The sequence below is a fragment of the Stenotrophomonas sp. JAI102 genome (assembly GCF_013409105.1).
Classification (GTDB): Bacteria; Pseudomonadota; Gammaproteobacteria; order Xanthomonadales; family Xanthomonadaceae; genus Stenotrophomonas; species Stenotrophomonas maltophilia_AA.
In genome coordinates this window covers 188,608-213,472 of record NZ_JACCCI010000001.1, presented here as the reverse complement: position 1 = coordinate 213,472, position 24,865 = coordinate 188,608, and the positions used below count along the sequence as shown (strand labels likewise).

The following is a 24,865-nucleotide window of genomic DNA, read 5'->3' as shown; positions in this document are numbered from 1 at the left end:
CGTGGAACGCCCGCCGGGCGGGCCACAGGAGGCTGCGGCCACGGCAAACGGCAACAGGCGCCTGAAAAGACGCCCTTGCCTTCTGACGCGAATCTGAAGCAATCGACTCCGGCGGCGCCGGCAGCCGGGCATGGCCCGGCTCTACGCCCCACCCGTTCGGGCTGGGGCCGGCCTGTTACTTCTTCTTCGGCGCGATCATCATCACCATCTGCCGGCCTTCAAGGCGCGGACGGGACTCGATCACGATGTCCTCGCCCAGATCACCTTCGATCCGGCTGGCCATCTCGCGACCCAGTTCCTGATGGCTCATTTCACGGCCACGGAAGCGGATGTTGACCTTGATCTTGTCGCCCTCTTCCAGGAACCCGCGCATCTTGCGCAGCTTGATCTGGTAATCACCTTCATCGGTGACCGGGCGGAACTTCACTTCCTTGATCTCGACCTGCTTGGTCTTCTTCTTGGCCTCGTTGGCCTTCTTCTGCGCTTCGAACTTGAACTTGCCGAAGTCCATGATCTTGCACACCGGCGGATCAGCCTGCGGCTGAATCTCGACCAGGTCCAGACCTTCGTCTTCGGCCATCGACAGCGCTTCGTCACGCGTCAACACACCAATCATTTCTCCGTCGCTGCCGATCACGCGGACGCGCGGCACCCGGATTTCCTGATTCTTGCGGTTCTGTTTGTTGTCAGGGGTACTGATATTGCAATCTCCCAGAGGAATCAAACCGGCCCATCGCGGAGCATCCGCAGGGCCGGGACTTTCTTACACGGACTGTTCTGCCTGCAACCGCTCGATGAAGGCCTGGACGGACATGCTGCCCAGATCTTCGCCAGAGCGCGTACGCACGGCCACGGCGCCATTTTCCTTCTCACGGTCGCCAACCACCAGCAGGTACGGGACCCGCTGCAGCGTATGCTCGCGAATCTTATATCCGATCTTCTCGTTGCGCAAATCGGCGTTCACGCGGAAGCCTTGATCTGCAAGGGTTTTCCGCACTTCGCTGACGTATTCAGCCTGGGCGTCGGTGATATTGGCCACCACTACCTGGGTCGGGGCCAGCCAGGACGGGAAGGACCCGGCATGGTGCTCGATCAGGATGCCGATGAAACGCTCCATCGAGCCGACGATCGCCCGGTGCAGCATGACCGGGTGCTTCTTCTGGCTGTTTTCGTCCACGTACTCGGCGCCGAGGCGGCCTGGCATCATGAAATCGACCTGCATGGTGCCCAGCTGCCAGGTACGGCCGATGGCGTCCTTGAGGTGGTACTCGATCTTCGGGCCGTAGAAGGCGCCCTCGCCCGGCAGCTCCTGCCACTCCACGCCACAGTTGCCCAGCGCCGAACGCAGCGCGGCTTCGGCCTTGTCCCAGGTGGCGTCATCGCCGAGGCGCTTTTCCGGACGCAGCGCGATCTTGATCTGGATCTCGTCGAAACCGAAGGTCGTGTAGACCGCCAGCGCCTGCTGGTGGAAGGCCGTCACTTCGGCTTCGATCTGCGACTCGGTGCAGAACACGTGGCCGTCGTCCTGGGTGAAACCACGCACGCGCAGGATGCCGTGCAGCGCGCCGGACGGCTCGTTGCGGTGGCACGAGCCGAACTCACCGTAGCGGATCGGCAGGTCGCGGTAGCTGTGCAGGCCCTGGTTGAACACCTGGATATGGCCCGGGCAGTTCATCGGCTTGACCGCGTAGGTGCGCTTCTCCGATTCGGTGAAGAACATGTTTTCCTGGTAGTTGTCCCAGTGGCCCGACTTCTGCCACAGCGATACATCCAGGATCTGCGGGCAGCGCACTTCGCCGTAGCCGCTGTCGCGATACACACGGCGCATATGCTGCTCGACCACCTGCCACAGCGCCCAGCCCTTGGGGTGCCAGAACACCAGGCCCGGCGCCTCTTCCTGCAGGTGGAACAGCTCCTGCTGCTTGCCGATGCGGCGGTGATCGCGCATTTCGGCTTCTTCGATGCGCTTGATGTAGGCCTCGAGCTGCTTCTTGTCGGCCCAGGCGGTGCCGTAGATGCGCTGCAGCTGCTCGTTCTTGGCATCACCGCGCCAGTAGGCACCGGAAATGCGGGTCAGCTTGAAGGCCTTCAGGAAGCGCGTATTGGGCACGTGCGGGCCGCGGCACATGTCCACGTATTCCTGGTGGTAGTACATGCCCATCGCCTGGATCTCCGGCGACATGTCTTCGATCAGGCGCAGCTTGTAGTCTTCGCCACGCGCCTTGAAGATCTCGATGACCTCCGCACGCGGGGTGACCTTCTTGATGACGTCGTAGTCCTGCGCGATCAGCTCGCCCATGCGCTTTTCGATGGCGGCCATGTCGTCGGGCGTGAACGGGCGCTCGGAATGGATGTCGTAGTAGAAGCCTTCGGCGATGACCGGGCCGATCACCATCTTGACGTCCGGGTACAGCTGCTTGACCGCGTGGCCGACCAGGTGGGCGGCGGAGTGGCGGATGATCTCAACGCCCTCCTCGTCCTTGGCGGTGATGATGCGCAGGCTGGCATCGTGGTCGATGACGTCACTGGCATCGACCAGCACGCCATCCACCGAACCGGCGATGGTGGCCTTGGCCAGGCCGGCACCGATCGACTGGGCGACGTCCATGACACTGACGGGGTTTTCGAATTCACGGCGGCTGCCGTCGGGAAGCGTGATCGCGATCATGAGAGTGCTTTGGTCTGGTGGCCCGCAAGGGGGCCTGGAGAATCCGGGGGCGAGGCGGCAACAAAAAAGCGCCACGAAGGCGCCTGCGTCAGGGGCCGTCGGGGGCGTTCAGCGGTGGGCGGTGGTAGTGCTCATGTCACACGCTAGACCGGCGCAGGGCGCGGGCCACCTTTGTTGCCTCGATAGAGTTGCCCTGATCTTAAACCAATCCGCCGATGAATGCGCCGCCCCCGGCTGCAGCCCGGCCGCGGACCGCCTGAATGCGTCCGTGTGGCGCCCACAAACCGCAATGATTACCATGCGCGGATTACTGTCCTGCCCAGGACAGGTTTGCCGATTGGATTCCCGATGATCACTGTTGCGCTGACCTCGCTCGGCTTCTGCAGCCTGGCGCTGGCCGGCTCCGCCTTTTCCGCGCTGGCGCTGTATGCCGCCTCACCGCACTGCCGCTGGCCCCGCCTGCGTCGTGCCGGCCGCCTGGGCCGGCAGATCAGCCTGGTGGCTGCCGTGGCGGCGCTGTGGCTGTGGATCGCCAACCTGGGCATCGCCACTGGTGTGGTGGTGATGCTGTGCAGCTGGATGCTGGTGGCGATCCTGCTCCCGCTGCTGGCCGCGTGGCACCGCCCGGCACAGGTGATGCGCTGATGTGGGCCCGCGCGGGCGCCGGCCTCCTGGCGGGGTTCTTCGTCGCGGCCGCGGCCACCGGCCTGGTCGCCTGGCTGCCGCCGGGGCCGTGGCAGAACGCGCTGGTGCCCAGCCTGATCGCCTTCATTCCCTTGTGGATGCTGGCCGCGATCTGGGCCTTCAGCTTCCGCACCGGCCCGCGCGCGTGGGCGGTGATGAGCGCGACCGCCGTGGCCGGATTCGGCCTGTTGTGGCTGCTGCGCCTGACCGGCGCGGTGCAATGAGAGCGATGCGATGAAGTTCAGTTCCCACACCCTGCGCACCTTCACCACGCTGCATACGTGGGTCGGCCTGGTCGCCGGTTTCGCGCTGTTCGTGGCGTTCTATGCCGGCGCGCTGACCCTGTTCCACCACGATCTGCCGCTGTGGCAGACCCCGCATGCGGTGGACACGCCCGCCGCCAGCCTGGACGACGCGCAGCGCCTGCTCGACGGCGTGCTCGAGCGCCACCCGGCCGCACGCACCCATGTGGGCATGACCTTCCCCGGCGGCGACCATCCGCAGCCGATCGCGTATTGGCAGGATGCCAAGGGCACCTGGCTGTATGCCTGGCTGGACCATTACGACGGCAGCATCACGCCGCCGCAGACCGGGCTGGCCGAGCTGGTCAACGAACTGCACTACAGCCTCGGCCTGCCGGTCGCGGGCACCTACCTGATGGGCATCGTCAGCCTGCTGTATGGCGTGGCCCTGCTCAGCGGCCTGGTCATCCACCTGCCCAAGCTGTTCGGTGATCTGTTCGCGCTGCGCCCGGGCCGCAACCTCAAGCAGATGTGGCAGGACGCACACAACGTGATCGGTGTGCTCAGCCTGCCCTTCCACCTGATGTTCGCGGTCACCGGCGCGCTGCTCTGTCTGATCTTCCTGCAGATGGCGGCGCTGAATCCGCTGATCTTCGACGGCAAGCTGCTGCAGGCGGTGCCGGCCGCGATGGACACCGCGCCGGTACGCGAGCCCAGCGGCCCGTCCGGCAATGGAACGAACCTGCGCATGCTGCACGCCCGTGCCATCGAGGTGGCCCGCACCCAGGGCGTGGCCGATTTCGAACCGGCCTTCCTGAAGCTTGCCCATGCCGGCGATGCCAATGCCACGATCGAGATCACCGGCGAATCCGGCGGCACCCTGGGGCCGCTCGGCGCGGTCGGCCTGGATGCGGCCAGCGGACGGCTGCTGAGCAGCCAGCTGCCCGGCCAGCGCGATGCCAACCACGCCACCCTGAGTGCGGCCTACGCGCTGCATTTCGGCGAGTTCGGCAATGGCGTGGTGGTCTGGCTGTACTTCCTGCTCGGCCTGGGCGGCGCCTTCCTGTTCTATTCCGGCAACCTGCTGTGGATCGAATCGCGTCGCAAGCGGCGCCAGGTCGAACAGGGGCGCGCGCAGATCAACATGGCCCGGGCCACGGTGGGGGTGTGCATCGGGCTGTGCGTCGCGGTTTCGGCGAGCTTCGTGGGCGCGCAGATCCTGGAGCAGGTCGCGCCGCAGGCAGTCGATCACGGCATCCGCTGGATCTGTTTCGCCACCTGGGCCGCGTGTGCGCTGTGGGCGGCACTGCGTCGCCCCGACCAGGCCGCCCGTGAGCTGCTCTGGGCCGCCGCCATCAGCACCACGCTGGTGGCGGTGGTACACGGCGCACTCACCGGCTACTGGCCGTGGGCGAGCGCGGCACGTGGCTACTGGCCGCTGTTCTGGGTGGACGCGGTGGCGCTGGCACTGGCCTTCGGATTTGCCACGCTGGCCCGTGCGAGCCTGCGCCGCGCGCGGCATGGCGACCCGAACAGCGTGTGGAGTGCACCGCGCTGATCACCCTGAAAGCCTGCTGCGGCGGGCTTTCAGAATTCTTCAGCCGCGTTTCCAGCACTTCAGACCGCGTCATGGCGTAGTCGACCCTCATCTCGAGGAGCCCTGCCCATGCACCACTACCGACACCGACTTGCCGCCTTGGCCTTCGCCCTGACGGCCGCCCTGCCATTGACCTCTCCCGCGGCACCCGTGGCGCTGGATAGCGCCCGGATCACCGCGCTGGAGTTGGCGATCGCCACCCAGGACATCAAACAGGTCACCAGCGTCCTGCTGCTGGTGGACGGCCAGGTGGCGTACGAGGGCTACTTCAACGGTGGCACGGCGGACACGCTCAATGACGTGCGCTCGGCCAGCAAGAGCGTGACCGCGATGCTGGTCGGCGCGGCCATCGGCGACGGGTCCCTGCCCGGCGTACAGGCCCGTGTGTACGACTACTTCCCCGCGTTCACCGCCCGCCATCCGGTGGATGCACGGCTGCGCTCGATGACGGTGGAAGACCTGCTCACCATGAGCACGCTGTGGGAGTGCGATGACGAGAATGCGTTCTCGGCCGGTAACGAAGAGCGCATGTACGTGACCGAGCACTGGCTGGACTTCGCGTTGTCGCTGCCGGTCAAAGGCTTCGCACCGTGGATGACGCGCCCGGAGGACAGCCCGCATGGCCGGTCACACGCCTACTGCACGGCCAACTCCTTCGTGCTCGGCGCGGTGCTGGAACAGGCCACGAAGCGGCCCTTGGCCAACTACGCCGCGCAGGTGCTGGAGCGCCCGCTGGGCATCACCGCGAGCAGGTGGAACCGCTCCCCGGAAGGCATCGGCATGGGCGGCGGCGGAACGCGCTACCGCAGCCGTGACCTGGCGCGGTTGGGCGAGCTGGTGCTGGCCGAGGGGCGCTGGCAGGGCCGGCAGCTGATCCCGGCCCGCTATGTCCGGGCGATGCTCAGCGGCCAGGCCACCACCGCTGACGGCAGCGATTACGGCTACCAGTGGTGGGGGCTGAAGCTTCCGGTCGACGCGCAGGAAACGACGGTGTGGGCGATGTCCGGCAACGGCGGCAACTACGTGTTCGTGATGCCGGAGAAGAAGCTGGTGGCCGTGATCACCAGCCAGGCCTACAACCGCAGCTTCGCCCACCCGCAGTCGCGCCGCATCCTCACCGAGTTCCTGCTGCCCGCGCTGCGCTGAGGCCCTCGAGGTCTGTTGGCCGCCACGGCGCGGCCAACACCTGGGCACGCTGGGCAGCTACGTCCGTCTCGATCGTTTCGAGCAGTCCCTGCCAGCCGGCCGCACCGTGCAGCGGCGCAAACAAGGGGGTGGCGCGCAACCACCCCGCATCGCGGAAGCCGGCGTTCACCGCGTGATGCAGGGCGGCCAGCGCTGCGGCGTCGTCGCCCAGGGCCTGCAGCAACATCGCGCGCTCCAGCGCGGTGTCGGACCAGCCATCGTAGGCCTGGCCCTCCAGCACCTGCAGGTGCCCGGTGATCCACGCGGGTGTGGCTGCGGCATCGCCGTACAGGCCGGCCAAGGTCTGGCCCATCGACTGCTGCGGGCGCAGGGCACGGCTCTGCTCGAAGGCTTCAGCGGCACCCTTGCGATTCCCGCTCAACAACAGCATCTCGCCCTGCAGGCGCAGCAACTGCGGGTGCGGCGTCCCGCGAGCGAGTGCCTGATCGAGTGCCTGCCGTGCCTTGCCCGGCTCGCCCATCGACAACAGGCTGTGCGGCCAGGCGATGTTGGCGAACACATTGTCCGGATAGAGCTGGAAGTTGCGTGCGTGCCGGCGCGCGGCGGCATCGGTGAAACCCAGCAGCTCCAGTTCGCGCGCGACCTGCACGTCGCGGAAGCGGACACGCTCGGGCGCGCGCAGCGACAGATTGTCCTGCAGGGCCTGCGCGAGGTCGCCTTTTTCCTGCTGCAGATAGGCCAGCGATGCACGCGTGCGCTCGTCACCCGGATCGCGCTGCAGGGCCTGCCGGTAGTCCGCCATGGCCTGCGACATTGCGCCGAGGCAATCGTGGGCATAACCGCGCGCGGCCCAGCTGGCCGCATCGTCCGGCACCTTGCGCACCAGTTCGTCGCCCAACACCAGGGCTTCCTGCGCGCGTTCGCGTGCGCCGTTGAACAGACAGGCGTCGGCCGCCAGTGCACGGGCGAGCCCACGTTTGGCCATCAACGATTCCGGATCCATCTGCAGCGCCTGGCGGTACAGCCCGATCGCACGCTCGTTGTTGCTGGCCTGCCCGATGCCCGCGTAATAGGCAGCGCGCTGCAGCACCGGATCGGCAGGCGACACCGGCGCGGTACCGGGACGGACCGCGATCAACGCGGCAGCCACCGCGACGACGGTCACGCCCGCCACCCACCAGATCCAGCGAGCACCGCCGTGCCGGCGTGACGCGAGGGCGCCCTCCGCGCTGACGGTGGCCACGGTGTCGTGCATCACCGGCTGCGGCGACGCGCACAGCTGGTAGCCACGGCCGCGCACCGAGCGCACATACCGTGGCCGTCGGCTGTCATCGCCCAGCGCCTGACGAAGCAGCTTCACGCGCTGGCTGATCGCATCCTCGCCGACCACCGCCGGTGCCCACACCTGATCGGCCAGCGTGTCGAAATCGACGACGGCGTTGCCATGGGCCAGCAGACACTCCAACAGCCGCCAACTCAGCCCGTTGACCGGCAACAGCTCATCCCCGCGCCGCACTTGCTGTGCGTTGCGGTCGATGTGCAGATCCAGCAGGCGGACGCTCTCCATGCGGGCAAGCATAGGGCACGCGCCTGGGTCGCGGCGCCCTCTTCCCGTGGGGTTACTTCGCAGGGCCCTGGAACGGCGCCACCATGGCCTTGAGCAGGCTGCCCTGCGCATCGTCGCCGGTCAGCTCCCACATGAAGACGCCGCGCAGGCCGTTGTCCCTGGCGAAGCTCGCGCGCAGGCCGATCGAGGTGGGATCCTCGAAGCTGACGAAGACCTTTTCGGTGGCGTTGTACAGCCACGGGCTCTGCGCGGCCGGGTGCCAGTGCCGCTCCCAGCCGGGCTGGCCGAGCATGCCGGCCTGGATCTGCCGCCAGTCACCGGCCGGATGCGGCGCGCTGTAGCGCTGGTAGAGGCCGTGGTTGGCATCGCCCTCCAGCGTGAAGCCACGACCGTAGAACGGTACGCCCAGCACCAGCTTCTCTTTCGGCACTCCCTGCTGCTCGTAGTAGGCCACCGCCCCGGCCACGCTGTTCCAGCGCTTGAGTTCCGGCGCCAGCGGATCCTCCGGCACCGCGTGCAGGGGCGCGTTGAAGGTGGACACCGCCGAGAAGCCGGTGCCCATGTCGTAGCTCATCAGGTTGATGAAATCGAGCGCGTGACCCAGCGCCTTGAGCTCATAACTGCGTGCCGGATCGTACGGACCATCGGTCTGCACCCGACCGGCAGGCAATGCGGCGGTGACCAGCCGATGCTGGCCGTCGGCCTTGTCCAGCGCATCGAGCTGGCGCCGGAACTCCTGCACCAGCAGGGTCATGTTGCGCCGATCTTCCGGGCGGTCGGTGATCCCAGTCGGCCCGCCATACACGGGGAACTCCCAATCGATGTCCACGCCGTCGAAGCTGCCGCGGTGGCGCTCGAAGAACATCGCCACGCAGGAGGACACGAAGCGTTGGCGGCTTTCCGCGGTCAGCGCCGCATCGGAGAAGCCGCCGGCGTTCCAGCCACCGATCGAGATCAGCGTATGCAGCGTCGGATGCGCGCGCTTGAGCGTGGCCAGTGCCTTGAAGTGCGCGTCGGCCTGCGGCGCGACGACGCACTCACCTTGGTCGATGGTGGCGAACGCGTAGAACAGATGGGTCAGCGTGTCGGCCGGAATGTCTTCCACCGGATAGCGGTCGGCGGAGCCGCCGGGGTAATACGCGCCGATGACCGTGGGCAACGGCTCGGCGGCGGAGGCCGCCTGCGGCAACATGGTGGCGATCAGGACGGCAAGAACAGCGACGGCAGGACGGAACATGGGATCTCCCCGGTCGAAGGCGAGGCCACGTTAGCAGTGCGGCGCACGCTGTGCGTGCCATCGGTGACGATGTCCTGCGAATCCGTCCAGCGGACAGTCCATGCGGTCTTCCGGGCCGCCTCGTGACGTCATGCAACGTGCTGCAGCGTGACTGTTCGTGTCATGCGGGTCGCATCGGGCACAAAAAAAGCGGGCCGAAGCCCGCTTTTTTCGTATCTGCGAAAGCGTGAGGACCAACGGTCCTCACCTGCCGCGAGATCGGCGTGGGCCGATTACTCGGCGGTGACGCCCTCGCCTTCTTCGACGGCCTTCATCGACAGGCGGATACGGCCCTGCTTGTCGACTTCCAGGACCTTGACCTTGACCACATCGCCTTCCTTCAGCACATCGCCGACCTTCTCGACGCGGTCGCTGGAGATCTGCGACACGTGGACGAGGCCGTCCTTGCCCGGCAGGATCGTGACGAACGCACCGAAGTCCATGATCTTGGCGACCTTGCCTTCGTAGATGCGGCCCGGCTCGACGTCCGAGGTGATCTGCTCGATGCGGGCCTTGGCAGCCTGCGCAGCGATGGCGTTGACCGACGCGATGACGATGGTGCCGTCATCCTGGATGTCGATCTGGGTGCCGGTTTCCTTGGTGATGGCCTGGATGGTGGAACCACCCTTGCCGATCACTTCGCGGATCTTGTCCGGGTGGATCTTGATGGTCAGCAGGCGCGGCGCGTAGTCCGACAGCTCTTCGCGCGGGGCGGTCAGGCCGTGGGCCATTTCACCCAGGATGTGCAGACGGCCAGCCTTGGCCTGCTGCAGTGCCTGCTTCATGATCTCTTCGGTGATGCCTTCGATCTTGATGTCCATCTGCAGGGCGGAGATGCCCTCGGCAGTACCGGCCACCTTGAAGTCCATGTCGCCCAGGTGATCTTCGTCACCCAGGATGTCGGACAGGACGACGAAGCGATCGCCTTCCTTGACCAGACCCATGGCGATACCGGCCACCGGCGACTTGACCGGCACGCCGGCGTCCATCAGGGCCAGCGAGGAGCCGCAGACCGAGGCCATCGACGAGGAGCCGTTGGATTCGGTGATTTCCGAGACCACGCGGATGGTGTACGGGAAGGCTTCCAGCGACGGCATCACTGCCAGCACGCCGCGCTTGGCGAGGCGGCCGTGGCCGATTTCGCGACGCTTCGGGCCTATCATGCGGCCGGTCTCACCCACCGAGTAGGGGGGGAAGTTGTAATGGAAGAGGAAGTTTTCCTTGTACTCACCGGCGACGGCATCGATGACCTGGCCATCACGGGCGGTGCCCAGGGTGATGGTCACGATCGCCTGCGTCTCACCGCGGGTGAACAGCGAGGAGCCGTGGGTACGCGGCAGGATGCCGGTCTTCACGGAGATCGGGCGGACGGTGTCCAGCGCACGGCCGTCGATGCGGACCTTGGTGTCCAGCACCGAGTTGCGCATGGTGCTGTATTCCAGCTCGCCGAATTCCTTCGACAGCTCGGCCGGGTTCCAGCCTTCGGCGGCCACACGGCCAGCCAGCGACTCGACCACGTCCTTCTTGATCGCCGAGATGGCGTCACGGCGCTGCAGCTTGTCGCGCACCTGGAACGCTTCGCCCAGGCGCGGGCCGATGGCTTCCTGCAGGGCGCTGATCAGCACGTCGTTCTTGGCCGGGGCTTCCCAGGTCGACGGCTTGGTGCCGGCTTCCACGGTCAGCTCGTTGATCGCGTTGATGACCTTCTGCATTTCGCGGTGACCGAAGGTCACGGCGCCCAGCATCACGTCTTCGGACAGCAGCGCGGCTTCGGATTCCACCATCAGCACTGCGTTGGCGGTACCGGCGACAACCAGTTCCAGTTCCGAATCCTTCAGCTCGGTCACGGTCGGGTTGAGGATGTACTCACCGTTCTTGTAACCGACCTTGGCGGCGGCGATCGGACCCTTGAACGGGGTACCGGCCAGCGACAGCGCAGCCGAGGCACCGATCAGGGCAGCGATGTCACCATCGATGTCCGGGTTCAGCGACATCACCGTAGCGATGATCTGGACTTCGTTCTTGTAGTCTTCCGGGAACAGCGGACGGATCGGGCGATCGATCAGGCGCGAAATCAGCGTCTCTTTTTCGGTCGCGCGGCCTTCGCGCTTGAAGAAACCGCCCGGGATACGGCCACCTGCGTAGAACTTCTCCTGATAGTCGCAGGTCAGGGGGAAGAAATCCTGGCCCTCACGCGCGCTCTTGGCGGCAACGGCGGAGACCAGCAGCACGGTGTCGTCGAACTTGACGATGACGGCACCGCCGGCCTGACGGGCGATTTCGCCGGTTTCAAGCGTGACGGTGTGCTTGCCGTACTGGAAGGTTTTGGTGATTTTTGCCACGGGGGTTTCCTTGGATGATGCTTTCTTCAATGGACCGCGGGCGACCCTTGCCGCCGACGGGTGACCGGTTGTCCGGCCCATACGTTTGATGCGGTACTGCCAAAACAAAACCGCGGCGCATTCCTGCGCCGCGGTGGGGGTTCGTGCTTAGCGACGCAGGCCGAGCTTTTCGATCAGGGCCTTGTAACGCGGAGCATCTTTCTTCTTCAGGTAGTCGAGCAGGCTGCGGCGACGGTTGACCATCTGCAGCAGACCACGACGGCTGTGGTGATCCTTCTTGTGGGTCTTGAAGTGGCCGGTCAGCAGTTCGATGCGGGCGGTCAGCAGAGCGACCTGGACTTCCGGGGAGCCGGTGTCAGCCGCGCTGCGCTTGTTGTCTTCAATGACCTTCTGGGTGTCGATCGACATATCTTTTTTCTCTTGGATGCGTGGCCCGCAGAAACGTCCCATTGACGTACCGCGCGACTCGCCGTGAACGAAAGGATGAACCCGCAGAACGCGGGAAGCCTGAAAAGGCCGCGGAATTGTAACGTCCGTGGCCCTCCGGAACAAGGACCGGGGTGGTCCCGGGCCGGGTCGGTCAGAGGTTGAACAGGCGCTGCGGCGCCAGCAGACCGGTCTCATCGACCTGGCCCAGGCCCTGGATCGCCTCGCCCGGGCCGAAGACGACCACCCCACCCTGCGGCCAGCCGGCGTCGCGGATGCGCTGACCCACGCGGAAGCGGGGGGTCTGCTCGTCGTCCAGGGTGACCCGGGGGTAATGGGCCAGACCTGCGTCCAGCGGCAGCAACAGGGCCTCCATGCCGGCCTCATCGCCCTGCTCGGCCAGCGCCCGCAGGGTCTCCAGGGTGACCATCGGGGCCTCGCGGAAGGGGTCCACCCACAGCCGGCGCAGGCCCGCGATATGCGCGCCGCAGCCCAGGGTCTCACCGAGATCCCGGGCCAGGCTGCGGATGTAGGTGCCTGAACCGCAGGTCACCCGCAGGGAGAGACGCGTCGGCTGCTGGTCCAGCACCTCCAGGGCGTGCACCTCGACATCGCGCTCGGGCGCCTCGATCGCCTCGCCGCGACGGGCCTTCATGTACAGCGGCTCGCCGCCCTGCTTGAGCGCGGAATAGATCGGGGCGCGCTGGCGGATGCGACCGCGCAGCGGGGCCAGCGCCGCCTCCAGCGCCGCTGCGCTGATGGCCGGAACGGGCCGCTCGCGCAGCACGGTGCCATCGGCGTCATCGGTATCGGTGGTCTGGCCCAGCACCACCTCGGCGTCGTAGGCCTTGGCCGAGCCGAGCAGCAGGCCGGCGATCTTGGTGGCTTCACCGAAGCACAGCGGCAGCAGGCCGGTGGCCAGCGGGTCCAGGCTGCCGGTGTGGCCGCCCTTCTCTGCCCGGTACAGGCGCCGCGCCACCTGCAGGGCCGCGTTGGAGCTCATGCCGGTGGGCTTGTCGAGCAGCAGGATGCCATCCAGGCGGCGGAACGAAATTCGAGGTGCCATGCATTCAATTCAAAACGGCGCCGTGTGGCGCTGCCGGTCAATCCGGCCTCCGGCGGAGCGGTCGCGCTGCGACAGGCCCCGCCCCATAAGACAACAGCCCTTTCGGGCTGTTGGTCCATCAGACTTTCTTTTCGCCTTCGTCGGTGTCGTCTTCGACACCTTCATCGCCTTCATCACCCTGCCGGCTCTTCTCTGCCGCCAGCGTATCGGGCAGGTCGCGCAGGATGTTGTCGATGCGCTCACCGCGGTCCACCGAATCATCGTAGTGGAAGTGCAGCTCGGGCACGTGGCGCAGCTTCATCGCACGCGCCAGCTCCATGCGCAATTCCCAGGCCAGTTCCTTCAGGCCCTTCATCGCTTCCACCGAACGTTCGGGCATCAGCGCGGTGACGAAGATCTTGGCATGCGCCATGTCACGGGTGATTTCCACGTCGGAGACGCTCACCGAAGGCAGGCCGTGTACACGCACGGCGTTGTGCACGAGCGTCCCCAGTTCGCGGCGGATCTGGGCGGAAACACGGTCGGTTCGATGGAAGGTCTTTGGCACGAGGCACTCTTGATTCAGTTGACGCCCGACCAACGGTCGGGCGCTACGGGTATACGGGATCCGACCAACGGTCGGGCTCTACATCACTGCGTGGCCTGACCAACGGTCGGGCTCTACATAACGGTAGGGCCCGACCGTTGGTCGGGCCACAGCGCGACATTACAGGGTGCGCGGCACTTCGATACGCTCGAAGCACTCGATCTGGTCACCCGGCTTGACGTCGTTGTAAGCCTTCACGCCGATACCGCATTCGGTACCGTTGCGGACTTCCTCGACGTTCTCCTTGAAGCGACGCAGCGATTCCAGCTCGCCTTCGAAGACCACGACGCTGTCGCGCAGGACGCGGATCGGCTTGCTGCGCTTCACCGTACCTTCGATGATCATGCAGCCTGCGACCGCACCGAACTTCGAGCTGCGGAACACATCGCGGACCTGGGCGATACCGATGATCTCTTCGCGGATTTCCACGCCGAGCAGACCGGATGCCACCTGCTTCACCTGATCGATCACGTCATAGATGATCGAGAAGTAACGCAGGTCCACGCCGTTGGACTCGATGATACGACGCGCGGAGGCGTCGGCACGCACGTTGAAGCCGATCACGGTGGCCTTGGAGGCAACCGCCGAGTTGGCGTCCGACTCGGTGATGCCGCCCACGCCGGAGTGGATCACGTTGATGCGGATGTCGTCGTTGGACAGCGCGACCAGTGCCTGGCTCAGCGCCTGCACCGAACCCTGCACGTCGGCCTTGATCACCAGGTTAAGCACCTGCTGGCCATCGCCCTTGCCCAGGGTCGCCATGATGTCTTCCATGCGGCTGCCGGCAGACTGCACCAGACGCGATTCACGGCGCTTGGTTTCGCGCTGCTGCGCGACGTCCTTGGCCAGACGCTCGTCTTCGACCACGACGAAGTCATCGCCGGCATCCGGCACGCCGGACAGACCCAGCACCTGCACCGGAATCGACGGACCCGCCTGCTCAGGCTGTGCGCCGGTTTCGTCGAACAGGGCGCGCACGCGGCCGTACTGGATACCGCAGACCAGGTAATCGCCCTTCTTCAGCGAACCCTGCTGCACCAGCACGGTGGCGATCGGGCCGCGGCCCTTGTCCAGCGAGGACTCGATGACCACGCCGGTGGCGCGGCCGTCGGCCACGGCCTTCAGTTCCAGCAGTTCGGCCTGGATCGAGATCGCATCCAGCAGGTCGTCGATGCCGAGGCCAGCCTTGGCCGAGATTTCGACCATCTGGGTGTCGCCACCGAAGTCTTCGGACACGACCTGCTCGGTGAGCAGCTCGTTCTTGACGCGCATCGGATCGGCGCCGGACTTGTCGATCTTGTTGATCGCCACGATCAGCGGCACACCCGCCGAACGGGCGTGCTGGATGGCTTCCTTGGTCTGCGGCATGACGCCGTCGTCGGCAGCCACCACCAGCACCACGATGTCGGTCAGCTTGGCACCGCGGGCACGCATGGACGTAAACGCCGCGTGGCCCGGGGTGTCCAGGAAGCTGATCACGCCCTTCGGCGTTTCAACGTGGTACGCACCGATGTGCTGGGTGATGCCACCGGCTTCGCCCGTGGCGACCTTGGTGCGGCGGATGTAATCCAGCAGCGAGGTCTTGCCGTGATCGACGTGGCCCATGATCGTGACGACCGGCGGACGTGCCACCGGCTCGCCCTGGTTGCCACCGGCCAGCGCCAGCAGCGCGTCTTCGGCGTCGTTGGTGTTGGCACGGATCACGTTGTGGCCGAGTTCTTCGGTCACCAGCGCGGCAGTATCGTGGTCGATGGTCTGGGTGATGGTCGCCATGACGCCCATCTTGAACAGCGCCTTGACCACATCGCCGCCCTTGACGGCCAGCTTCTGGGCCAGATCGGCGACGGTGATGGTGTCGCCGATGGTCACGTCACGCACGATCGGCGCGACCGGACGTTCGAAGCCATGGGCACCACCGCCGCTGCGCGACTGGTTGCTGTCACGGCGGCTGCCGTGCTGCACGCGCCCGGTCGGACGACCGCGCGAGTTGCTGTTGTTGCCGCGGCGGGCACGATCGGCGGCCGACAGATGCAGCTGACCGGCGAAGCGGTTGCCACCATCGTCGTCGCGCTTGGCGCCCGGACGGTTGTTGTTGTTGTTCGAGTTGCGATCGTCCGAACGCGGTGCCGGACGGGCAGCCGACGGCGCGGACGGACGCGCATTGCGGGCCGGTGCATCGGCAGCAGCGGGCTTGGCCGCAACCGGGGCCGGAGCCGGCGGTGCGTTCTTGGCTGCTTCGGCAGCGGCTTCGGCCGCCTTGCGCTCGGCTTCGGCACGTTCCTTGGCGTCGATTTCTTCCTGACGCTTGCGGGCGATTTCTTCATCGCGCGCACGGTCCTTCTCGGCCAGTGCGCGCTGCTCGTCCAGATTGCGCTGGCGGGATTCCTCCAGCTTGCGCAGGATGTCGGCGCGCTCCTCATCCGCGGTCATCGGCTTGCCGCTGGCGTCCTTCATGTAGGTACGCTTCTGGCGCACTTCCACGTTGACGGTGGTCTTGCTGCGGCCGGCGCTGACGGTCACTTCCTGCAACTTGCGACGGTTCAGGGTGATCTTCTTGGCGGCTTCGTCGGTGCTCTCGACGGGCTGCTCGGTCTTGCCGTGCGAGCGACGAAGGAAGCCCAGGAGCTTCACCTTCTCGGTACTGGTCACGACCTGGTCGGGACCGCTGAACTTCATGCCGGCTTCGGCAAGTTGTACGAGCAGTTTATCGACCGGGGTGTTGACCAGTTCGGCAAGCTTGCGGATGGTGGTTTGCTGCGACATTCGGATCCTATGATCTGGTTGGCGCTCCCTCGAAACGTGCGAAGGCAGCGCGGAGTCTAAGCCCTGAGCGGGTCAGGGCACTGTTCATCGCTGGCTCATTCGCCGCGCTCCAGGCGGGCGATCTCCTCGGCTCGGGCGGCAAGGATCAGGGCGGCGGCGCGCTCCTGGTCCATGTCCTCGATGCCGAACTCGAGGATCTCGTCGGCGGCCAGGTCCGACAGGTCCTCACTGGTACGCACGCCATGACCGGCCAGGGCGTAGGCGGTCGCCTCGTCCATGCCTTCCAGGGCGAGCAGGTCTTCCGACGGCGAGCCGTCTTCCAGACCCTCTTCCACCGCCAGCGCTTCGTTGAGCAGCGCATCGCGGGCACGGGCACGCAGCTCTTCGACGATGTCTTCGTCGAAGCCTTCCACGGCCAGCAGTTCGCCGACCGGGACGTAGGCGATTTCTTCCACGGTGTTGAAGCCTTCGGTCACCAGGATGGCGGCGATTTCTTCATCCACTTCCAGCTTGTCCATGAACAGCTGGCGGGCAACGGTCTGCTCTGCCTCGGACTTGGCGGTCACCTGGTCCTGGGTCATCACATTGAGCTGCCAACCGGTCAGGCGGCTGGCAAGACGCACGTTCTGGCCGCCCTTGCCGATCGCCTGGGCCAGGCGCTCTTCCGCCACGGCCAGGTCCATCGAGTGCTTTTCTTCATCGACGATGATCGACTGCACTTCCGCCGGCGCCATCGCATTGATGACGAAGTTGGCGGGGTTCTCGTTCCACAGCACGATGTCCACGCGCTCGCCATTGAGCTCGTTGGACACCGCCTGCACGCGCGAACCGCGCATGCCGATGCAGGCACCGATCGGATCGGTACGCGAATCGTGGGCCAGCACGGCGATCTTGGCGCGGTCGCCCGGATCACGTGCACAGGCCTTGATCTCGACCAGGCCCTGGCCGACTTCCGGCACTTCGAGCTTGAACAGTTCGATCATGAATTCCGGGGCGGCGCGGCTGATGAACAGCTGCGGGCCACGCGGTTCCGAACGGACTTCGGCCAGGTAACCGCGCACGCGGTCGCCAGCGCGCAGCACGTCGCGCGGAATGCCCTTGTCCTTCGGAATGAAGGCCTCGGCGTTGCCGCCCAGGTCCACATAGATGTTGCCGCGCTCGGCGCGCTTGACCACACCGGTGACCAGTTCGCCGACGCGATCCTTCCACGCATCGACCACCTGCTGACGCTCGGCCTCGCGCACGCGCTGGACGATCACCTGCTTGGCGGCCTGTGCGGCGATACGGCCGAAGTCCGGGTTTTCAATCTGCTCTTCGATGAAATCGCCGACTTCCACGCCGTCGGCTTCATCGATGGCGTCCATCAGACGGATCTGGCGGTCCGGAGACTCCATGACCACGTCATCGGCCACCACTTCCCAGCGGCGGAAGGTTTCGTAGTTGCCGTCCTTGTGGTCGATCGACACACGGGCCAGCACTTCTTCTTCCGGGTAACGCTTTTTGGCAGCCGAAGCCAACGCGGCCTCGATGGCATCGAAGATGACTTCGCGCGGGACGCCTTTTTCGTTGGCGACCGCATCCACTACCAGCAAAAGTTCCTTGCTCATTGGCTCACTCCGCGCGCGGCTTTTTGGCCGCCGGCTCGTTGGATGGTTTCTTGTTCGCCTTGCCACCCTGTTTGGGTGCCGGGCCAGTCGGTTTGGTCGGAGCCAGGCCAAGGGCGGCCCAGTCCGGCATGATGCGTGCCTTGTCGATGTTCTCGATGTCGGCGGTGAACGGAGCATTGTCGACCTTGAAGGTCACCGTGCCCTGTTCGATATCCACAGCGAGGATCTCGCCCTGCAGACGGCGACGGCCGTCCTGCGGCAGGCTCAGCGTCACCTTGGCGGATTCGCCGATGGCGCGCTCGAACTGCGCGCCGGTGAACAGCGGGCGATCCACGCCCGGCGAAGAGACTTCCAGCGTGTAGTTCGCCGTGATCGGGTCTTCGACGTCCAGCTGGGCGGACACTTCGCGGCTGACGCGCTCGCAGTCGTCGATGTTGACGATGCGCTCGGGCTGTTCGGCCAGCGGCACGTCGATGTACAGGCGCAGCGTTGCGCCGCCCGGTGCGGTCAGATACTCCACGCCCAGCAGCTCGAGACCCAGCGACTGAACGGTGGGGGCGAGCAGATTCGCGATTTCGGTTGCCTTGTCGCTCACAGTCGGCCTTGATTCGTTGAAAAGAAATACGGGGCTGGTCCGTTGCATGGACCACCTTCCGGAAACAACAAAGGGCCCGTTGGGCCCCTGTCCGGTACAACTCCGGTCATGCTGGATTCCGGTGCAGATGCGCACGTGGTGCGCGTCTGCGAGCCCAGCGTTCCGGGGGTCACGGCGGCCTGGGTACAGGTTGCCGTTCCTGGAAGCCGGTTGCGGGGCCTGTTCATATCCGTTGAGGGGATAAGAGTAGACAGTCCGCTAAGCCACTGATGATAGCCGTTGCACCGCGCTGGTGCAATGGTTGGGGTGGCTACTGGTGCCTCTATTCGGAAAGCTGAACAGCCAAGCGGGTGTGTAACCTTCGTCGCGGGCAGCGGCGGGGGCAGGTCCGCGGGACGCGCCGTGAACCCGTCCATGGGGGCTCATGGGCGACATCCATGTCGCCCCAATGGTCCCGCCAACCTGCCCCCACCGCTGCCTGCACACTTGGCAGGTCAGTCATCGAGGTCAGGTGCAAAGGCACAGCAAAAGCCGGGCGATGCCATAACGAAAAAAGCGACCTCGTTGCCGAGATCGCCTTTTCGTCTACTGCATCTGCACTGCAGATTTTCTGTGGTAGCGGGGGCAGGATTTGAACCTGCGACCTTCGGGTTATGAGCCCGACGAGCTGCCAGACTGCTCCACCCCGCAGCAGAAGCGGAATTGTAAGGGAGTTCGTGTTCCCGTGCAACCCCTTTGAAACATTTGCTGTGCGACAGCCCTCGGTCAACGCCAACGCCAAACAACCAGCGCGAGCCGAATCCTGGAACGAAAAAAGCGACACCGTCTCCGGTATCGCTTGATTCGTCCACTGCCTCCGGTTTGCACCGAAGCTATATGGTAGCGGGGGCAGGATTTGAACCTGCGACCTTCGGGTTATGAGCCCGACGAGCTGCCAGACTGCTCCACCCCGCAGCAGAAGTGGATGAATTGTGCGCCAACCAATGGTTGGCACCTACCGCAACGATGTTCTGGCGAAACCGCTGCATCAACAACTCAGGAGATGAATATTACACGAGTTGCGCACGTTTGTATCGTTTTTTACGAAATATGTGCAAATGCCTGCTGGCACCACACCATGATCGGGTTCCACGCCACGCCGAGCGCCAGCAGCGCCAGGGCATTCACGCCCAGCACCACGCCCAGCACGCGGTCGTTGTTGGCCGGCAGCGGCTCGCCCACCGGCTCATCGAAGTACATGACCTTGATGACGCGCAGGTAGTAGAAGCAGCCGATCACGGCGCAGATCACGCCGACCATGGCCAGCCACAGCATGTCGCCCTGGATCGCCGCGCCGAGCACGGCCAGCTTGGTCCAGAAGCCCAGGAACGGCGGGATGCCTGCCAGCGACGCCATGATGCACAGCACCAGGCCGGCCATCCACGGGTTGCGGGCATTGAGGCCCTTGAAGTCTTCGATCTTCTCGGCTTCAAAGCCATTGCGCGACAAGGCAATGATCGCGCCGAACGCCGCGGTGGACATGATCGCGTAGCTCAGGGCGTAGAACAGCGCAGCCGAGTAACCCCGCTCGCCACCGCCGGCCATGCCCATCAGCAGGAAGCCGATGTGCGAGACGGTCGAGAACGCCAGCATGCGCTTGAGGTTGGTCTGCGCGATGGCCATCAGGTTGCCGATCACCAGCGACAGCGCGGCCAGGCCACCGATCAGGTACTTCCACTCGTCGGCCAGCGGACCCACGCCCATTTCCAGCAGGCGGTAGGCCATGCCGAACGCGGCCAGCTTCGGGGCCGAGCTGATGAACAGCGCGACCGGTGCCGGGGCGCCCTGGTACACGTCGGGCAGCCACATGTGGAACGGGGCCGCACCGAGCTTGAAGGCCACGCCGGCGATCATGAACACCGCGCCGGTCAGCAGCAGCATCTTCTCTTCGGTGTGCGGGATGGCCGCATTGATGGCGTCCAGGTGCAGCGAGCCGGTGGCGCCGTAGATCAGCGACATGCCGTACAGCAGCAGGCCCGAGGCCAGCGAACCCAGCACGATGTACTTCATCGCCGCTTCCGAGGCCAGGCCGTTTTCACGGTTGCTGGCGACCAGTGCGTAGGAGCACAGGGCCAGCAGTTCCAGGCCCAGGTAGACCATCAGCAGGCTGCCGGCCGAGACCAGGATCATCATGCCCGCGGTAGCGAACAGGATCAGCACCGGGATCTCACCCTGGTAGAGCTTGCGCTCGCGCAGGTAGCTCCAGCCGTAGATCAGGGTCAGCCCGCTGCACAGCACGATCACGGTCTTCATCACGTCGGCCGCGTTGTCGCGGACGAACATGCCGTGGAAGACCTCGCCCTGCCCGCCCACTCCGGTGGCGAGCATGAAGAACACGACCGCCAGCGCAGCGATCGAGAACAGGTGGGTCCAGATCTTGTTCTTCTCACTGATGAAAAGATCAAGCATCAACAGGGCGAACGCACTGCCGACCAGCACCAGCTCGGGAGCGAGCGGCGGGAGGTCAGCGGCGGTCAGTGGCAACAGCGGCGAGGTGGTCATCATCAAATCCTGGAATCAATACTCTCGACGGCCCGATTACAGCAGCTTGCTGGATGCGATCTGCATCGCCAGCTTCGCGATCGAGGGCTCCATCAGGTCGGTCAGCGGCTTGGGGTACAGGCCCAGGGCAAGAGTGCCCACGGCGAATACACCCAACACCAGCCACTCGCGACCGTTGATGTCCTTCAGTTCGGCGACATGGGCATTGGCCACTTCACCGAAGAACACGCGCTTGTACAGCCACAGCGTATACGCCGCGGTGATCACCAGGGTGCTCGCCGCGCCGAGTGCCAGCCACGGATTGCGCTGGAAGCTGGCCATGATGATCATGAACTCACCGACGAAACCGCTGGTACCCGGCAGGCCGGCATTGGCCATGAAGAACAGCATGGCGAAGGTGGCGAACCAGGGCATCACGTTGACCACGCCGCCGTAATCGGCGATGCGGCGGCTATGCATGCGGTCGTAGAGCACGCCGACGCAGGAGAACATCGCACCGGACACGAAGCCGTGCGAGACCATCTGCACCATCGCACCCTGCAGGCCCAGGCGGGCCGCATCCGGGTTGCCGGCGTCACGCACCAGCCACATCGCGATGAAGGTACCCAGGGTCACGAAGCCCATGTGCGCGATCGACGAATAGGCGATCAGCTTCTTCATGTCGTCCTGCACCAGGGCGACCAGGCCGACATAGATCACCGCCACCAGCGACAGCGCGATCACCAGCCAGGCCCACTCGTGCGAGGCGTCCGGCACGATCGGCAGGTTGAAGCGCAGGAAGCCGTAGCCACCGATCTTCAGGGCGATCGCCGCCAGGATCACCGAACCGGCGGTCGGCGCTTCCACGTGGGCGTCCGGCAGCCAGGTGTGGACCGGGAACATCGGCACCTTGACCGCGAAGGCGATCAGGAAGGCGAAGAAGATCCAGGTCTGTTCCTTGCCCGACAGCTGCAGCTGGTACAGGTCGGCCAGTTGGAAGCTGCCGCCCTTCAGGTACAGGTAGATCAGCGCCACCAGCATCAGCACCGAGCCAAGGAAGGTGTACAGGAAGAACTTCAGCGCGGCGTAGATGCGGCGCGGGCCGCCCCAGACACCGATGATCAGGAACATCGGGATCAGCATCGCTTCGAAGAACACGTAGAACAGCATCGCGTCCGTCGCAGCGAAGATGCCGACGGTCACACCTTCCAGGATCAGGAAGGCGGCCACGTACTGGTTGACGCGCTTGTCGATCGCGCTCCAGGCACCGATCAGGGCCAGCACCGAGACCAGGGTGGTCAGCAGGATCAGCGCGATTGCGATGCCGTCGACGCCGAGGTTGTAACCGATGTCGTAGGCGGGGATCCAGGCGCGGGTCTCGACGAACTGCAGTGCGTCGATTCCCGTGTCATAGCCGCTGAGCAGCGACAGGCTGGCCACAAAGGTCAGCACCGCGACGCCCAGGGACGCCCACCGGGCGGTTTGGGCATCCCGGATGGCAAGGATCAATGCACCGCCGATGATCGGCAGCCAGATGAGAACACTAAGTAGGGGCCAGTTCGACACGTCTTCTTATTCCGTACAGGTCATCAACGCAGGTAATGCATCAGGACGCCCAGGAGGGCAATCAGGCCGATGATCATCGCGAAGGCGTAGTGATAGAGGAAACCGGATTGGGTGCGACGCAGCAGGTTGGCCGCCAGATCGATCAGGCGCGCCGAACCGTTGACCACCACACCATCGACCACATTCGTGTCGATCGCGCGCGAAACCTTGCCGAGCTTGATACCGCCGCCGGCGAAACCGCCGATCCAGAGCTTGTCGAAGCCGTACTTGTTCTCCAGCACCGACACGATCGGCGCGAAGGTCTTGCGGGCCTTGCCGGCCAGTTCCGGCTTCCACAGGTAGAACAGCGCCGCCAGCAGGAAGCCGACCACCGTCAGGATGAAGGCCGGGGCCATCATGCCGTGGATCGCGAAGGCAACCGGACCGTGGAACTCTTCGGCCAGCGCACCGATGGTGTCACGCGCCGGGACGTAGAAGTCGACGATGCCGGTGAAGAACGAATGCGCCTGGCCCGGGATGGCGGTCTCGGCGTGGTGGCCGGCCCAGTCGGTGCCGTACAGCATCGGGCCGATGCTGAAGAAACCGATGACCATCGAGGGGATCGCCAGCAGGATCAGCGGCAGCGTCACCACCCACGGGGTTTCGTGCGGCTCATGCGCGCCATGGCCGTGGCCATGATCGTCATGATGCGCGTCGCCGTGGTGGGCATCGGCGGCGTGTGCGTCAGCGGCGTGGTGATCGTCGTGGCCATGATCGTCATGCGCATCGCGGAAGCGTTCCTTGCCATGGAAGGTCAGGAACAGCAGACGGAAGCTGTAGAAGCTGGTCACGACCACGCCACCCAGCACCGCCCAGTACCCATAGGTCGCCACCCAGCTCGAGGAGACATGCGCGTGGTGCTGCGCGGCCTCGATGATGGTGTCCTTGGAGTAGAAGCCGGAGAAGAACGGGGTACCGACCAGGGCCAGCGTACCGATCCACATGGTGACGAAGGTGATCGGCATGTACTTGCGCAGGCCGCCCATCTTGCGCATGTCCTGCTCGTGGTGCATGGCGATGATCACCGAGCCCGCGCCGAGGAACAGCAGCGCCTTGAAGAAGGCGTGGGTCATCAGGTGGAACACGGCCGCCGAGTACGCGGACACGCCCAGGGCGACGGTCATGTAACCCAGCTGGGACAGCGTGGAGTACGCGACGACGCGCTTGATGTCGTTCTGCACGATGCCGATCAGGCCGGTGAAGAACGCGGTGGTGGCACCGATGAACAGCACGAAGTTCAGCGCGGTCTGCGACAGCTCGAACAGCGGCGACATGCGGGTGACCATGAAGATGCCCGCGGTGACCATGGTCGCCGCGTGGATCAGCGCCGAGATCGGGGTCGGGCCTTCCATCGAGTCCGGCAGCCAGACGTGCAGCGGCACCTGGGCCGACTTGCCCATCGCACCAATGAACAGGCAGATGCAGATCACGGTAGCGACCGACCAGATCACCGGCTCGCTCATCACCGGGATGGAGGTGCCGAACAGATCGATCGTGCCCGACCAGATCTGGATCAGCGCATCCGGGTGGCCCAGCACCTGGGCATTGGCGAACACGGTGGCGTAATCGAGGGTGCCGAACACCCACAACACGCCGGCGATGCCGAGGATGAAGCCGAAGTCACCCACACGGTTGACCAGGAAGGCCTTCATGTTGGCGAAGATGGCGGTCGGGCGCTTGAACCAGAAACCGATCAGCAGGTACGAGACGAGGCCCACCGCTTCCCAGCCGAAGAACAGCTGCAGGAAGTTGTTGCTCATCACCAGGGTGAGCATCGAGAAGGTGAACAGCGAGATGTAGCTGAAGAACCGCTGGTAGCCCGGGTCATCCTGCATGTAGCCGATGGTGTACACGTGCACCAGGAAGGACACGAAGGTCACCACGACCATCATCATCGCGGTCAGCTTGTCGACCATGAAGCCGACATGCGCCGAGTACTGGCCTACCTCGAAGAACGTATAGATGTTCTGGTTGAACGGCTGGGCGCCGCCCCACAGCAGCATGTACAGCACGTAGCTGGACAGCACGCAGCTGACCGCCACGCCGAGGATGGTGACCGCCTGCGCGCCAGCGCGACCGACCTGACGACCGAACAGGCCGGCGATGATGCTGCCGAACAGCGGTGCGAGCACCACTGCGATCAACAGACTCTTGGAGAGAGTGATTTCCATCTAC

At 65.2% G+C, this 24,865-nt stretch carries 18 protein-coding genes and 2 tRNA genes; 4 read left to right on the top strand and 16 right to left on the bottom strand.

Annotated elements, in window-relative coordinates; genetic code table 11:
- Nucleotides 1–175: 175 nt before the first annotated feature.
- A complete protein-coding gene (gene infC / locus HDC96_RS00965) occupies nucleotides 176–715 on the bottom strand; it encodes a translation initiation factor IF-3 (protein WP_172838068.1) in 540 nt (179 codons plus the stop codon).
- A 48-nt stretch (nucleotides 716–763) separates the two neighbouring features.
- Nucleotides 764–2,668 (bottom strand): threonine--tRNA ligase, encoded by a 1,905-nt coding sequence (gene thrS / locus HDC96_RS00960; RefSeq protein ID WP_179458365.1) that lies wholly within the window; start codon nucleotides 2,666–2,668, stop codon nucleotides 764–766.
- Between the two features lie 348 nt (nucleotides 2,669–3,016).
- On the opposite strand from thrS, the gene HDC96_RS00955 reads away from it, so the two are divergent.
- From HDC96_RS00955 to HDC96_RS00940, 4 genes are all read left to right on the top strand, one after another.
- Nucleotides 3,017–3,313, top strand: coding sequence for a hypothetical protein (locus HDC96_RS00955; RefSeq protein ID WP_179458364.1), 297 nt, complete (start codon nucleotides 3,017–3,019; stop codon nucleotides 3,311–3,313).
- Nucleotides 3,313–3,576, top strand: a complete 264-nt coding sequence (locus HDC96_RS00950) for a hypothetical protein (protein WP_179458363.1) — start codon at nucleotides 3,313–3,315, stop codon at nucleotides 3,574–3,576. Before HDC96_RS00955 ends, HDC96_RS00950 begins: the two co-directional genes overlap by 1 nt.
- Nucleotides 3,577–3,586: 10 nt before the next feature.
- Nucleotides 3,587–5,152 (top strand): PepSY-associated TM helix domain-containing protein, encoded by a 1,566-nt coding sequence (locus HDC96_RS00945; RefSeq protein ID WP_179458362.1) that lies wholly within the window; start codon nucleotides 3,587–3,589, stop codon nucleotides 5,150–5,152.
- A 108-nt stretch (nucleotides 5,153–5,260) separates the two neighbouring features.
- Nucleotides 5,261–6,337, top strand: coding sequence for a serine hydrolase (locus tag HDC96_RS00940; RefSeq protein WP_179458361.1), 1,077 nt, complete (start codon nucleotides 5,261–5,263; stop codon nucleotides 6,335–6,337).
- Here the strand turns inward: HDC96_RS00940 and HDC96_RS00935 are convergent.
- The 14 genes from HDC96_RS00935 to nuoL all read right to left on the bottom strand — a co-directional run bounded on the left by HDC96_RS00935 (nucleotide 6,306) and on the right by nuoL (nucleotide 24,861).
- A complete protein-coding gene (locus tag HDC96_RS00935; RefSeq protein WP_179458360.1) occupies nucleotides 6,306–7,916 on the bottom strand; it encodes a winged helix-turn-helix domain-containing protein in 1,611 nt (536 codons plus the stop codon). The two genes, HDC96_RS00940 and HDC96_RS00935, sit on opposite strands and share 32 nt — an antisense overlap.
- 40 nt (nucleotides 7,917–7,956) lie before the next feature.
- The gene (locus tag HDC96_RS00930; protein WP_179458359.1) at nucleotides 7,957–9,141 is read right to left on the bottom strand and encodes a glycoside hydrolase family 18 protein; all 1,185 of its coding nucleotides are present in this window, start codon (nucleotides 9,139–9,141) and stop codon (nucleotides 7,957–7,959) included.
- 272 nt (nucleotides 9,142–9,413) lie between these two features.
- The gene (gene pnp / locus HDC96_RS00925; RefSeq protein WP_179458358.1) at nucleotides 9,414–11,522 is read right to left on the bottom strand and encodes a polyribonucleotide nucleotidyltransferase; all 2,109 of its coding nucleotides are present in this window, start codon (nucleotides 11,520–11,522) and stop codon (nucleotides 9,414–9,416) included.
- 147 nt (nucleotides 11,523–11,669) lie between these two features.
- Nucleotides 11,670–11,930: a 30S ribosomal protein S15 gene (gene rpsO / locus HDC96_RS00920; protein ID WP_038687260.1), complete on the bottom strand. Its 261-nt coding sequence runs from the start codon at nucleotides 11,928–11,930 to the stop codon at nucleotides 11,670–11,672.
- 172 nt (nucleotides 11,931–12,102) lie between these two features.
- Nucleotides 12,103–13,014, bottom strand: a complete 912-nt coding sequence (gene truB, locus HDC96_RS00915; protein WP_179458357.1) for a tRNA pseudouridine(55) synthase TruB — start codon at nucleotides 13,012–13,014, stop codon at nucleotides 12,103–12,105.
- Between the two features lie 118 nt (nucleotides 13,015–13,132).
- Nucleotides 13,133–13,561, bottom strand: coding sequence for a 30S ribosome-binding factor RbfA (gene rbfA, locus HDC96_RS00910; RefSeq protein ID WP_176989306.1), 429 nt, complete (start codon nucleotides 13,559–13,561; stop codon nucleotides 13,133–13,135).
- 159 nt (nucleotides 13,562–13,720) lie between these two features.
- Nucleotides 13,721–16,363: a translation initiation factor IF-2 gene (gene infB, locus HDC96_RS00905; RefSeq protein WP_179458356.1), complete on the bottom strand. Its 2,643-nt coding sequence runs from the start codon at nucleotides 16,361–16,363 to the stop codon at nucleotides 13,721–13,723.
- Nucleotides 16,364–16,458: 95 nt separating this feature from the next.
- Nucleotides 16,459–17,970 carry a transcription termination factor NusA gene (nusA, locus tag HDC96_RS00900; RefSeq protein WP_176989304.1) on the bottom strand — a complete coding sequence of 504 codons (1,512 nt, stop codon included), beginning with the start codon at nucleotides 17,968–17,970 and terminating at the stop codon, nucleotides 16,459–16,461.
- 4 nt (nucleotides 17,971–17,974) lie between these two features.
- On the bottom strand, nucleotides 17,975–18,565 hold the full coding sequence (gene rimP, locus HDC96_RS00895) for a ribosome maturation factor RimP (RefSeq protein ID WP_176989303.1): 591 nt from the start codon (nucleotides 18,563–18,565) through the stop codon (nucleotides 17,975–17,977).
- Nucleotides 18,566–19,178: 613 nt separating this feature from the next.
- A tRNA-Met gene (locus HDC96_RS00890) sits at nucleotides 19,179–19,255 on the bottom strand.
- A gap of 187 nt (nucleotides 19,256–19,442) precedes the next feature.
- Nucleotides 19,443–19,519 (bottom strand) — tRNA-Met (locus HDC96_RS00885).
- 126 nt (nucleotides 19,520–19,645) lie between these two features.
- Complete coding sequence (gene nuoN / locus HDC96_RS00880) at nucleotides 19,646–21,106, bottom strand: NADH-quinone oxidoreductase subunit NuoN (RefSeq protein ID WP_176989302.1); 1,461 nt, start codon at nucleotides 21,104–21,106, stop codon at nucleotides 19,646–19,648.
- A 36-nt stretch (nucleotides 21,107–21,142) separates the two neighbouring features.
- Nucleotides 21,143–22,651: an NADH-quinone oxidoreductase subunit M gene (locus HDC96_RS00875; protein ID WP_179458355.1), complete on the bottom strand. Its 1,509-nt coding sequence runs from the start codon at nucleotides 22,649–22,651 to the stop codon at nucleotides 21,143–21,145.
- Nucleotides 22,652–22,674: 23 nt separating this feature from the next.
- On the bottom strand, nucleotides 22,675–24,861 hold the full coding sequence (nuoL, locus tag HDC96_RS00870; protein ID WP_179458354.1) for an NADH-quinone oxidoreductase subunit L: 2,187 nt from the start codon (nucleotides 24,859–24,861) through the stop codon (nucleotides 22,675–22,677).
- Nucleotides 24,862–24,865 lie beyond the last annotated feature (4 nt).

Coding starts and splice junctions, on each gene's coding strand:
- HDC96_RS00930 (WP_179458359.1), bottom strand. CDS start 9,141: ATGTTCCGTCCTGCCGTCGCTGTTCTTGCCGTCCTGATCGCCACCATG.
- nusA (WP_176989304.1), bottom strand. CDS start 17,970: ATGAGCAAGGAACTTTTGCTGGTAGTGGATGCGGTCGCCAACGAAAAA.
- HDC96_RS00940 (WP_179458361.1), top strand. CDS start 5,261: ATGCACCACTACCGACACCGACTTGCCGCCTTGGCCTTCGCCCTGACG.
- nuoN (WP_176989302.1), bottom strand. CDS start 21,106: ATGACCACCTCGCCGCTGTTGCCACTGACCGCCGCTGACCTCCCGCCG.
- nuoL (WP_179458354.1), bottom strand. CDS start 24,861: ATGGAAATCACTCTCTCCAAGAGTCTGTTGATCGCAGTGGTGCTCGCA.
- truB (WP_179458357.1), bottom strand. CDS start 13,014: ATGGCACCTCGAATTTCGTTCCGCCGCCTGGATGGCATCCTGCTGCTC.
- HDC96_RS00935 (WP_179458360.1), bottom strand. CDS start 7,916: ATGCTTGCCCGCATGGAGAGCGTCCGCCTGCTGGATCTGCACATCGAC.
- HDC96_RS00950 (WP_179458363.1), top strand. CDS start 3,313: ATGTGGGCCCGCGCGGGCGCCGGCCTCCTGGCGGGGTTCTTCGTCGCG.
- infB (WP_179458356.1), bottom strand. CDS start 16,363: ATGTCGCAGCAAACCACCATCCGCAAGCTTGCCGAACTGGTCAACACC.
- HDC96_RS00945 (WP_179458362.1), top strand. CDS start 3,587: ATGAAGTTCAGTTCCCACACCCTGCGCACCTTCACCACGCTGCATACG.
- HDC96_RS00955 (WP_179458364.1), top strand. CDS start 3,017: ATGATCACTGTTGCGCTGACCTCGCTCGGCTTCTGCAGCCTGGCGCTG.
- thrS (WP_179458365.1), bottom strand. CDS start 2,668: ATGATCGCGATCACGCTTCCCGACGGCAGCCGCCGTGAATTCGAAAAC.
- rpsO (WP_038687260.1), bottom strand. CDS start 11,930: ATGTCGATCGACACCCAGAAGGTCATTGAAGACAACAAGCGCAGCGCG.